This window comes from Catellatospora vulcania, assembly GCF_009720385.1.
Lineage (GTDB): Bacteria > Actinomycetota > Actinomycetes > Mycobacteriales > Micromonosporaceae > Catellatospora > Catellatospora vulcania.
Genome location: NZ_WARX01000038.1, coordinates 45,803 through 57,092 on the forward strand (window position 1 = coordinate 45,803; position 11,290 = coordinate 57,092).

Here is an 11,290-nt window from a genome sequence, read left to right on the forward strand (position 1 = left end):
CGACGACGATGCGTTTTGTGGACGAGTTCCGCGACGCCGAACAGGCCCGAGCACTGGCGGCCCGGATCGCCGCCCGGTGCGAACCGGGCCGCACGTACAAGTTCATGGAGGTGTGCGGCGGCCACACGCACACCATCTACCAGCACGGCCTGGAGGACTACCTGCCCGAGCAGGTCGAGCTGGTGCACGGGCCGGGCTGCCCGGTCTGCGTCATCCCGATGGGCCGCGTCGACGACGCGATCGCCATCGCCAAGCGCCCCGAGGTCATCCTGACCTCGTTCGGCGACATGATGCGGGTGCCCGGCGGCGACGGCTCGTTCCTGGACGCCAAGGCGGCCGGGGCCGACATCCGCATGGTGTACTCCCCGCTGGACGCGCTGAAGATCGCCCGGCAGCACCCGGACCGCCAGGTCGTCTTCATGGCCATCGGCTTCGAGACGACCGCGCCGTCCACCGCCGTCACGGTGCTGCGGGCCAAGGCGGAGGGGCTGGCCAACTTCTCCGTCTTCTGCAACCACGTCACCATCCTGCCGGCCATCAAGGCCATCCTGGACTCGCCCGACCAGCGCCTCGACGGCTTCCTCGGTCCCGGGCACGTGTCCACGGTGATCGGCTGCGAGCCCTACCGGTTCATCGCGGAGCAGTACGCCAAACCGCTGGTAGTCGCCGGGTTCGAGCCGCTGGACATCCTGCACTCGATCGACATGCTGCTGGCCCAGCTCGCCGAGGGCCGCTGCGAGATCGAGAACCAGTACAGCCGGGTGGTCACCTGGGACGGCAACCCGACCGCGTTGAAGGTGCTCGGCGACGTGCTCGAACTGCGCCCGTTCTTCGAGTGGCGCGGCCTGGGCTTCATCTCGCACAGCGCGCTGCGGCTGACCGAGGCGTACGCCGACTTCGACGCCGAGCGCCGCTTCGACGTGCCCGGCGTACGCGTCGCCGACCCGCAGTCCTGCCAGTGCGGCGAGGTGCTCAAGGGCGTGCTCAAGCCGTGGGAGTGCAAGGTGTTCGGCACCGCCTGCACCCCGGAGACCCCGATCGGCACCTGCATGGTGTCGCCCGAGGGCGCCTGCGCGGCGTACTACAACTTCGGCCGGTTCCGCCGCCAGCGGCTGCTCCAGGTGACGCCGCGATGACCGGCGACGTCACCCTCGACGGCCCGGTCACCGAGGCCGGGGCGGCGGCTGCCGCGGGCATCAGCGAGCAGGCCGTCATGGACCGCGTAGCCCGCGCCCGCCGGGCCCGCGCCCGGGTCCGCGAGGAGCGCCTGACCATGGCCCACGGCGCGGGCGGCAAGGCCACGCAGAGCCTGGTCGAGGCGGTGTTCCTGGAGGCGTTCCACAACCCGCAGCTGGCCGCGCTCGACGACGCGGCGGCGCTGACCGTCGCGGGCACCCGGCTGTCGTTCACCACCGACTCGTACGTGGTCTCCCCGCTGTTCTTCCCCGGCGGGAACATCGGCGAGCTGGCTGTCAACGGCACCGTCAACGACCTGGCAGTGTGCGGGGCGCGCCCGCTGTTCCTGTCGGCCGGGTTCATCCTCGAAGAAGGGTTCCCGGTCGCCGACCTGACCCGCATCGTCACCTCGATGGCCGCCGCCGCGCACGCCGCCGGGGTGCGCATCGTCGCCGGGGACACCAAGGTCGTGCAGCGCGGCCAGGCCGACGGCTGCTACATCACCACCGCCGGGGTCGGCCTGCGCGAGCGCGACCACGAACTCGGCGTCGACAAGGCCCGGCCGGGTGACGTGGTGCTGGTGTCCGGCCCGGTCGGCGACCACGGCATGACCGTCCTGATCGCCCGTGGCGACCTGGACCTGGAGGTCGACCTGCGCTCGGACACCGCGCCGCTGCACGGGGCGACCGCCGCGCTGCTCGACGCATGCGGGGCGGGCGTGCGCGCGATGCGCGACGCGACCCGGGGCGGCGTCGCCACGGTCCTCAACGAGATCGCCCGCGCGGCCCAGGTGAGCATCGTGGTCGACGAGGAGGCGGTGCCGGTCCGTCCCGGCGTACGCGGCGCGGCCGAACTGCTCGGCATCGACCCGCTCTACGTCGCCTGCGAGGGCCGCTTCGTGGCCGTCGTCGCGCCCGAGTCCGCCGACGCCGCGCTGACCGCGCTGCGCAGGCACCCGCTCGGCGAGCAGGCCGCCGTCATCGGCCGCGTTGACGACGACCCGGCCCACCTGGTCCTGCTGCGCACCCGCTTCGGCGGCACCCGCATCATGGACCTCCTGGTCGGTGATCCGCTGCCGCGGATCTGCTGACTCGGACTGGAAGCGAAGATCGCCGTTTCGTGTCAGAACCTTTGGCCCGATCCCATGTTCTGACAAGAAACGGCGATCTCCAGCCGGAACCGGTCGCCGCGACCCGGGGAGGAGGGCTGCGGCGGCCGGGAAGGTCAGGACAGCATGATCTGCCACTGGCTCCAGAACGCCTGGGCGATCAGCACCACCGTGACCAGCAGCCACAGCGCCGGGCCGACCGCGTGCACGTCGACCGCGAGGTCCACCGCCCCGCGCAGCCGCGCCGGCACCGGCAGATGCCCGTGGTGCAGGTTGTACAGCGTCGTGTACCAGCACAGCAGCACCACCGCGACCCACACCACCATGCAGTACGGGCACAGCGCGCCGATCCGGTACAGCGACTGGAACATCAGCCAGAACACGAACCCCAGCGCGAACGTCGCCCCCGCCTGCAGCCCGAGCCAGACGAAACGCGGCAGCCGCACCCCGGCCAGCACCAGCACGCCCAGCGTCACCACGACGGGGAACGTGCCCAGCCCCAGCAGCGGGTTCGGGAAGCCGAACGCCGACGCCTGCTCGGTAACCATCACCGAACCGCAGGACAGCACCGGGTTGATGCTGCACGACGGCGTGTACGACGGATCGGTCAGCAGGTGGATCTTCTCCACGGCCAGCGTGAACGCGGCCGCCGTGCCCAGCACGCCGGTGACGGCCAGGATCCAGCCGATCGCCCGGTCGACGGTGGTCCGCCGCGGCGCCGGCTGCTCGTCGACGGCGCTTTGCTCGACGTGGGAGCCGCCGCGCTGCTTGATCGTGGTCATGGTCAGCCCGCCAGCGCCGCGTCGACCGCGGCCTTCAGGTTGTCGTACGTTGCCTGCTTCTCGAACAGCTTCCCGTTGACGAAGAACGTCGGCGTGCCCCGCGCCCCGGCGGCCGCGCCGTCGGTCCGATCGGTCTCGATCCGGTCGAGCACCGGCTGCGACGCGACGTCCGCCCGGTACTTCGCCATGTCCAGCCCCAGCTCCTGGGCATAACCGTCGAACGTCTTCGCGTGGTCGGTCTGCTGCCCGCCCCAGGTCTGCTGGGTGCTGAACAGCTTGTTGTACATCGCCTCGAACTGCCCCTGGTTCGCGGCGGCCTCCGCGGCGGCGGCGGCGTTCATCGCGTTGGGGTGCATGTCGAGCGGGAACTCCCGCACCACATACGTGATCTTCCCGGCGTACTCCTTGCGCAGCTGCTCGACGGCCGGATACGCCGCGCCGCAGGACGGGCACTCGAAGTCGAGGAACTCCACGATGGTCACCTTGCCGTCGGCGGCCGTCGAGATCTGGTGCGAGTCGGCGCGCACCAGGTTCGCCCCGGCGGCGTCCGGCGTGGACGAGCCCTTCATGGCGAAGAACACGGCGCCACCGATGATCAGCGCGACCGCCGCCAGCACGCCGAGGGTGAACTTGAGGTTGGTGCTCATACCGGCGCGGGCCGGCGCTTTCAGGTTCTTGCGCCCCTTGCCGCCGGTCTTGTCCGGCCGCCGCGAGGCAGGGCGGGTCGTCGCGGGCATCGCGTCACCTTTCCACAGGAATGATGTGGGGGGATTCGTAGATCACCGCTGGTGGGGGCGGCCCAGCTGTCTGGGGACTCTATCCATGACGGCTGGGCGATCCCTGTGAGCACGCCGCGAAAAGCCTGTGCCGTGTCGCCTACCCCGCGGGGGCGATCTTGCGTGAACTGTGGGTACGACACGCCCGTACCGGACAAAAGGGCAACGTTTCGCGCAAGATCGTCGTGATCATGGGTGGTGGGGTGGCGGGTTGGGTGGGGGGAGTCACGCAGCGTGTCGGGTATCGTGTGCGCCCATGCCTAGGACGGTCGGCGTGCGCGCCACGGTGCGCGACATCGCGGCGGAGACGGGCCTGTCCATCGCGACGGTGTCCCGGGTGCTCAACGGCGCGGCCAACGTCGCGCCGCATACGCGTGACCTGGTGTTGCAGGCCGTGCGCCGGCGCGGTGACAAGGCTCCGCTGCGCCGCGGCGAGCTGCCCCCGGCCGCCGGCTCCGTCTACGTGCGCTGCCCGTACGTGCTCACCGACTACTTCGGGCTGATCGTCAGCTCGATCGCGGAGACCATCGAGCTGCACGGCCGGCAGATGGTGCTCAACGCGGGCGAGGCGGCGCAGACGGCCGCGGTGCTGCCGACACTGGGGGACCGGCCGGACGTGGCCGGGGCGATCCTGATCCTGCCGCCCGAGTCGCCCGACGACCTGGTGCGGCTGCGTGACCAGCAGTTCCCGTTCGTGGTCATCGACCCGCGCACGCCCGCGCCGAGGGACATCGTGACCGTGTCCGCGGCGCACTTCGCCGGGGCGCGGCGGCTGATGTCGCACCTGGTGGAGCTCGGCCACCGCCGGGTCGGCATCATTGGCGGCCCGCCGGAGTGGCTGGCCAACGACGCTCGCATGGCCGGGTATGTCGCGCCGCTGGCCGACGCCGGGGTGCTGCCCACTGCCGAGCTGGTGCGGCACGTCAACGAGCCGAACACGGACAACGGCTACCGGGCGGCGGGCGAGCTGCTGGATCTGCGGGACCGGCCGACGGCACTGGTGGCGTTCAACGACAAGATGGCCGTGGGCGCGCTGGCCGCTGCGCACGAGCGCGGGCTGCGGGTGCCGCAGGACCTGTCGATCGCGGGGTTCGACGACATCGACGTGAGCCGGGCGACGACGCCGATGCTGACCACGGTGCGCCAGCCGCTGCAGGAGATGGGCCGGATGGCGGTCACCATGCTGATGCGGCTGCTGGACCGGCACACCCTGGAGGCCGTGCACGTCTCGCTCGGCACCGAACTCGTCATCCGCGACTCCACCGCCCCCGCGCCGACCCGCTGACGAACATTCGTCGCGGGCTATAGGAAGGTGTCCTTCCTTTTCTTCGCAGGCAGCGGCAGTTTCATTTTGTTACAGCAGAATCGGCCCTGAACCTGCTGTCTTTCTCGGACATACCTAGCTCTTGACAGGCCTGAATGCCTTATGTTTCAGTGCTGTCAACAGGACGTCAATCATTCTGTTACATCGGTTACATCGACCGTCCTGTGTACCGAGAACGGCCCGGGGCCGGACCGGCGGCAGCCCCACCGCCGCCCGGCCCCACCGCCCGTACGCGACTCGTCGCGACGCGCCACCTCTCACGCGGCGCGCCCCGGCGAATCCCGCGTCCCCGTCCTGCCATGGCCACGTCATGGTTTTGTCGAAAGGAGGGTCCCGCGTGTTCCGTCCCCGGTCAGGCTGGACCACCACCATCGCGGTCACCGCCACTGCGGCGACCGCGTTCCTGGTGACCGGCTCGGTGATCGCCCCCTCGGCCTACGCGGCCGGCGAGAGCGTCAGCGTCTGGCTCACCACCACGTCCGACTCCGGTGGCCGCACGGTCACCCGCGGCCTGCAGCAGCAGGGCAACATCGCCTTCGGCCCCGCCGGCGGCAGCGCGAACCACACGATCACCGTCAACGAGGGCACCACCTACCAGCAGTTCGAGGGCGGCGGCGCGTCCATCACGGACACCACCGCCTACCTGCTGCGCGGCGGCCCGATCAGCGCAGCCACCCGCGACACGGTGATGAGCAAGCTGTTCTCGCCGACCGCGGGCATCGGCCTGTCGTTCGTGCGCAACCCGATCGGCGCGTCCGACCTGTCCCGGCCGGGCCACATCTCGCTCGACGACACCTGCTGCAACCTCAACGACTTCGGCAGCAACGGCTACGACACCAACGTGCGGCTGCTGACCCAGCAGGCCAAGAACCTCAATCCGGCCCTGCGGGTCAAGGGCGTGCCGTGGAGCGCGCCGGGCTGGATGAAGGACAACGGCCGGATGGACCAGATGGGCTGGCTCAAGGCCGAGTACTACCCGATGTACGCCCAGTACCTGGTCAAGTACATCCAGAGCTACCAGGCCATCGGCGTGCCGGTGAACTACATCTCGGTGCAGAACGAGCCCAACTGCTGCCAGTCGGGCAACCCCACCGCGATGAACTACCCGGGCATGAGCTGGAACACCTCCGGGCTGACCGAGTTCACCAAGAACCACGTGTACCCGGCGTTCCGGGCCGCGGGCATCACCACCAAGGTGCTCATCCACGACTGGAACTACGGCGACTACGCCAGCATGAGCGCGGGCACGCTGGCCGACACGGGCATCCGCAACGACCCGCTGTTCGGCGGCATCGCCTGGCACGGCTACTTCGGCGACCCGGCGGTCGGCACCCAGGTGCACAACCAGTACCCGGCGGTGAAGCAGTTCAGCACCGAGCACTCCGGCGGCACCTGGATCGGCAACCAGCACAACGAGGACATGTCTGACATCGTCAACTACACCCGTAACTGGAGCGGCAGCCTGGTCAAGTGGAGCCTGGCGCTCAACCAGAACATGGGCCCGCACAACGGCGGCTGCGACGTCTGCACCGGCCTGATCACCGTGCAGGAGGGCGGCTCGCGAGCGGGCCAGGTCGACTACACCATCGAGTACTACACCACCGGCCACCTGACCAAGTTCGTCAAGCCGGGCGCGTACCGCATCGACTCGACGGCCAACGGCACCATCCAGAACGTCGCGTGGAAGAACCCGGACGGCTCCAAGGCCCTGATCGCGCACAACGGCGGCACGTCGTCGCAGTCGGTGCGGGTGAACTGGGGCAACCAGTCGTTCGTGTACACCCTGCCGGCGCGTACCACCGCGACCTTCACCTGGACCGGCACCCCCGGCAGCGGCGGGGGCGGCGGCACCGGCACCAGCCCGATCACCGGACTGGGCGGCAAGTGCATCGACGTGGCCGGGGCGGCGACCGCCAACGGCACCGCGATCCAGCTCTACACCTGCAACGGCACCGGGGCGCAGTCCTGGACCCGCGACGCCGACGGCCGGCTCAGCTCGCTGGGCAAGTGCCTGGACATCGCCGGACCCAGCGCGGCCAACGGCACGCTGACCCATCTGTGGGACTGCCACACCGGCACCTCCCAGAAGTGGACCTACAACAGCAGCACCCAGCAGTTCGTGAACCAGTTCTCCGGCACCTGCCTGGACGTGAAGGACAACAGCTCCGCCGACGGCGCGCGGCTGCAGATCTGGTCCTGCACCACCGGCGCGAACCAGAAGTGGACGTACTCATGAAGCGGCGCCTGATCGTCACGACGCTGACCGCGTCGCTGCTCGCCGGGCTCGGCGCGGCCGCCGTGGTCGTGCTCGGCAGCACCTCGGCGCAGGCCGCGGTGACCTCCGGGACCACGTACACGGTGGTCAACAAGGGCAACGGCAAGTGCGTCGACGCACGGGCCGCGGCCAGCGCCAACGGCACCGCGGTGCAGCAGTACGCCTGCAACGGCAGCACCGCGCAGCAGTGGCGCTTCGACGCCACCAGCGGCGGCTACTTCCGGGTCGGCACGGCCCCGGCCGTCAACCAGGTCTGGGACGTCTCCAACGTGTCGACCGCCGACAACGCCGCGATCCACCTGTGGCTCTACGGCGGCGGCAACAACCAGCAGTGGCAGCCGGTGCAGGAGGCCGACGGGGCGTACCACTTCGTCAGCCGGCACAGCGGCAAGTGCCTGGACGTGCCCGCGGCCTCGACCGCCGACAGCGTGCAGCTGGTGCAGTACGCCTGCAACGGAACCGGAGCGCAGTCATTCTTCCTCAACCCCGTCGGCGGGCCGCAGCCCTCGCCCAGCACCGTGCCGCCTAACCCCGGCAACCCCGACCTGGGCCCGAACGTCCGCATCTTCGACCCGTCGATGTCGGCCTCGACCATCCAGTCCCAGCTCAACAGCGTGTTCTCGGGGCAGGAGACGAACCAGTTCGGCACCCAGCGGTACGCGCTGATGTTCAAGCCGGGCAGCTACAACGTCAACGTCAACGTCGGCTTCTACACCCAGGTCCTGGGTCTGGGCTTCTCGCCGGACGCGGTGAACATCAACGGGTCGGTGCACGTGGAGGCCGACTGGTTCCCGCCGAACAACGCCACCCAGAACTTCTGGCGCGGTGCCGAGAACCTGTCGGTGACCCCGAACGGCGGCACCGACCGCTGGGCCGTGTCGCAGGCCGCGCCGTACCGCCGCATGCACGTGCGCGGCAACCTGCTGCTCGACGACGGCGGCTGGGCCAGCGGCGGCTGGTTCTCCGACGTGAAGATCGACGGTCAGGTCAACTCGGGCAGCCAGCAGCAGTGGATCTCGCGCAACTCGCAGTTCGGCAGCTGGGCGGGCTCCAACTGGAACATGGTCTTCGTCGGCACCCAGGGCGCCCCGGGCAACACGTTCCCGAGCCCGCCCTACACCAACACCGGCGCGACCCCGGTGGTCCGCGAGAAGCCGTTCCTGTACGTCGACAGCGCGGGCGCATACCAAGTGTTCGTGCCCGGCCTGCGCAGCAACAGCACCGGCACCACCTGGGCGACCGGCACCCCCGCCGGGACGTCCCTGCCGATCAGCCAGTTCCACATCGTGAAGGCCGGCGCGACCGCGGCCTCCATCAACGCGGCCCTGGCCGCCGGGCAGAACCTGCTGTTCACGCCCGGGGTGTACCACGTCAACGACACCATCCGGATCACCCGGCCCGACACCGTCGTGCTGGGCCTGGGCCTGGCCACCATCATTCCCGACAACGGGGTCATGGCGATGTCGGTCGCCGACGTGGACGGCGTCAAGCTCGCCGGCATCCTCATCGACGCCGGCAGCACCAACTCGGCCACGCTCATGCAGGTCGGCCCGGCCGGCTCCAGCGCGAGCCACGCCGCCAACCCGACCTCGCTGCACGATGTGTTCTTCCGCATCGGCGGGGCCGGCGTCGGCAAGGCCACGACGAGCCTGGTCATCAACAGCCACAACGTGATCGGCGACCACACCTGGATCTGGCGCGCCGACCACGGCTCAGGCGTCGGGTGGAACACCAACACCGCCGACACCGGCCTGGTCGTCAACGGCAACAACATCACGTTCTACGGGCTGTTCGTCGAGCACTACCAGAAGTACCAGGTGATCTGGAACGGCAACGGCGGCCGGACCTACTTCTTCCAGAACGAGCTGCCCTACGACCCGCCGAACCAGGCCGCCTGGATGAACGGCTCCACCCGCGGCTACGCGGCGTACAAGGTGGCCAACACGGTCACCAGCCACGAAGCGTGGGGCCTGGGCAGCTATGCCTTCTTCAACGTCAACCCGGCCGTGGTGGCCGAGCGGGCGTTCGAGGTGCCCGCATCGGGCACGCGCTTCCACAACATGGTGACCGTCTCCCTCGGCGGCACCGGAACCATCAACCGCGTCATCAACAACACCGGCGGGACGGCCAACTCCGCCAACAACGTCGTCAACCTCGTCAGCGGCCCGTAGGTCCGAGGGCGAACCGACCCGGCCGTCCGGCGCGAACGATGCCCGGACGGCCGGGATGACAGGCAACCAGGCACCACCCATATATCCCAGCTCTGGAGGAAGTCCATGAGTGCAGCAACCCCCGGCGCCCGTCGCCGTCTCCTCACGATCGCGGGCCCGCTGCTCGCGACCGCGCTCGTGCTCGGCAGCGCCGCCTGCGGCGGCAGCGACGACCCGGCGAAGCCCGGCGGCAAGGTCAAACTGACCGTCGCGACGTTCGGTGAGTTCGGGTACAAGGACCTGTACAAGGAGTACATGGCCGCGAACCCGAATGTGGAGATCGTCGAGCGGATCACCAAGGCCGAGGACCACCACAAGAACCTCGCCGCTCACCTGGCGACGAACACGGGTGCCGCCGACATCGAGGCGATCGAGGAGGGCTGGGCGGGTCAGTTCACGGCCAACCCGGGCAAGTTCTACAACTGGATGGACTACGGCGGCGGGGACATCAAGTCGCAGTGGCCGGCCTGGAAGTGGCAGCAGGGTTCCTCGGCCCAAGGCGAGGTCGTCGGGCTCGGCACGGACGTCGGCGGTATGGCGATGTGCTACCGCCGCGACATCTTCGAGAAGGCCGGTCTGCCCACCGATCGTGAGGCCGTCAGCGCGTTGTGGCCGACGTGGGAGCAGTACATCGAGACGGGCGTGAAGTTCAAGAACGCCAACATCAAGGGTTCTTCCTGGATGGACGGCCCGACGATCATGTACCGGTCCGTTCTCGGCCAGCAGCCCATCGGCATCTACGACGGTGACAAGGTCGTCGCGGAGAGCAACCCGGGTGTGAAGAAGGCCTGGGATCTAACGATCGATGCGATCAACAAGGGTCTGTCGGCGAAGATCGCGCCGTGGTCGGCTGACTGGAACGCCGGCATGGCCAAGGGTTCGTTCGTGACCTTGGCGTGCCCGTCGTGGATGATGGCCTACATCCAGAGCCAGGCCAAGGACTCCTCGGGCAAGTGGGACATCGCCGCGGTTCCTGGTGGTGGCGGCAACTGGGGCGGCTCCTTCCTCACTCTGCCGAAGCAGGGCAAGAACGTTCAGGAGGCTGCGAAGCTGGCCAAGTGGCTGGTCGCCCCCGAGCAGCAGGCGAAGGTGTTCCGCGCACTCGGCAACTTCCCCTCGACCGTCTCCCTCTACGAGGAGGCGGTCATCAAGGACTTCAAGAACCCGTTCTTCAACAACGCGCCGGTGGGTCAGATCTTCTCGAATTCGGTGAAGACGATGGTGCCGCAGTACATGGGTCCGAAGTCTGGTGACATCAACACGGCGATTCAGAACGGTCTGACCCGTGTGGAGCAGGGCAAGCAGAAGTCCGACGAGGCCTGGACGCAGTCCATCAAGGACGTCAACGCACTCCTGTGACCCGCACCGGGTCCGGCCGCGGTGCGTTGACCGCCGCGGCCGGACCCGGCCCCACCCGCTCGAAGGGACCGCTGGCCGGACATGAAAGCCCTGCTCTACCGCCTGGACGTGAAGGGTTCGCCGTACCTTTACATCGTCCCGTTCTTCCTTCTGTTCGCCGCGTTCGGGATCTTCCCTCTGGCGTACACCGCGTGGGTGTCGCTGCACGAGTGGAGCCTGCTGTCGGACACCCACACGTTCCTCGGCCTGCAGAACTACAAGGACCTGTTCGCCGACGAGT

General features: G+C 69.1%; 8 protein-coding genes and 1 pseudogene. 7 read left to right on the forward strand and 2 right to left on the reverse strand.

The window, feature by feature from the left end; all coding sequences use genetic code 11:
• Positions 1 to 8: 8 nt before the first annotated feature.
• Complete coding sequence (gene hypD, locus F6W97_RS39470; protein ID WP_155375717.1) at positions 9 to 1,136, forward strand: hydrogenase formation protein HypD; 1,128 nt, start codon at positions 9 to 11, stop codon at positions 1,134 to 1,136.
• Positions 1,133 to 2,266 (forward strand): hydrogenase expression/formation protein HypE, encoded by a 1,134-nt coding sequence (gene hypE / locus F6W97_RS39475; protein ID WP_330165006.1) that lies wholly within the window; start codon positions 1,133 to 1,135, stop codon positions 2,264 to 2,266. Before hypD ends, hypE begins: the two co-directional genes overlap by 4 nt.
• 134 nt (positions 2,267 to 2,400) lie before the next feature.
• On the opposite strand, the gene F6W97_RS39480 is transcribed toward hypE, so the two are convergent.
• Entirely contained in the window at positions 2,401 to 3,066 is a 666-nt protein-coding gene (locus tag F6W97_RS39480; protein WP_230687353.1) for a vitamin K epoxide reductase family protein, read from the reverse strand.
• Positions 3,067 to 3,068: 2 nt separating this feature from the next.
• A complete protein-coding gene (locus F6W97_RS39485; RefSeq protein ID WP_230687354.1) occupies positions 3,069 to 3,803 on the reverse strand; it encodes a DsbA family protein in 735 nt (244 codons plus the stop codon).
• A 295-nt stretch (positions 3,804 to 4,098) separates the two neighbouring features.
• Here F6W97_RS39485 and F6W97_RS39490 point away from each other — a divergent pair, with 295 nt between their 5' ends.
• The 5 genes and pseudogenes from F6W97_RS39490 to F6W97_RS39510 all read left to right on the forward strand — a co-directional run.
• Complete coding sequence (locus F6W97_RS39490) at positions 4,099 to 5,127, forward strand: LacI family DNA-binding transcriptional regulator (RefSeq protein ID WP_155375718.1); 1,029 nt, start codon at positions 4,099 to 4,101, stop codon at positions 5,125 to 5,127.
• Positions 5,128 to 5,503: 376 nt separating this feature from the next.
• Positions 5,504 to 7,402 carry an RICIN domain-containing protein gene (locus F6W97_RS39495; protein ID WP_230687355.1) on the forward strand — a complete coding sequence of 633 codons (1,899 nt, stop codon included), beginning with the start codon at positions 5,504 to 5,506 and terminating at the stop codon, positions 7,400 to 7,402.
• Positions 7,399 to 9,612 carry an RICIN domain-containing protein gene (locus F6W97_RS39500; protein WP_155375720.1) on the forward strand — a complete coding sequence of 738 codons (2,214 nt, stop codon included), beginning with the start codon at positions 7,399 to 7,401 and terminating at the stop codon, positions 9,610 to 9,612. Before F6W97_RS39495 ends, F6W97_RS39500 begins: the two co-directional genes overlap by 4 nt.
• 105 nt (positions 9,613 to 9,717) lie before the next feature.
• On the forward strand, positions 9,718 to 11,010 hold the full coding sequence (locus F6W97_RS39505; protein WP_155375721.1) for an ABC transporter substrate-binding protein: 1,293 nt from the start codon (positions 9,718 to 9,720) through the stop codon (positions 11,008 to 11,010).
• Between the two features lie 81 nt (positions 11,011 to 11,091).
• Positions 11,092 to 11,290 (forward strand): annotated as a pseudogene (locus F6W97_RS39510) (sugar ABC transporter permease); the annotation flags it as partial.

Excerpts from the sequence above, each read along its gene's own strand:
- hypD (WP_155375717.1), top strand. The coding sequence starts at position 9 with ATGCGTTTTGTGGACGAGTTCCGCGACGCCGAACAGGCCCGAGCACTG.
- hypE (WP_330165006.1), top strand. The coding sequence starts at position 1,133 with ATGACCGGCGACGTCACCCTCGACGGCCCGGTCACCGAGGCCGGGGCG.
- F6W97_RS39480 (WP_230687353.1), bottom strand. The coding sequence starts at position 3,066 with ATGACCACGATCAAGCAGCGCGGCGGCTCCCACGTCGAGCAAAGCGCC.
- F6W97_RS39485 (WP_230687354.1), bottom strand. The coding sequence starts at position 3,803 with ATGCCCGCGACGACCCGCCCTGCCTCGCGGCGGCCGGACAAGACCGGC.
- F6W97_RS39490 (WP_155375718.1), top strand. The coding sequence starts at position 4,099 with ATGCCTAGGACGGTCGGCGTGCGCGCCACGGTGCGCGACATCGCGGCG.
- F6W97_RS39500 (WP_155375720.1), top strand. The coding sequence starts at position 7,399 with ATGAAGCGGCGCCTGATCGTCACGACGCTGACCGCGTCGCTGCTCGCC.
- F6W97_RS39505 (WP_155375721.1), top strand. The coding sequence starts at position 9,718 with ATGAGTGCAGCAACCCCCGGCGCCCGTCGCCGTCTCCTCACGATCGCG.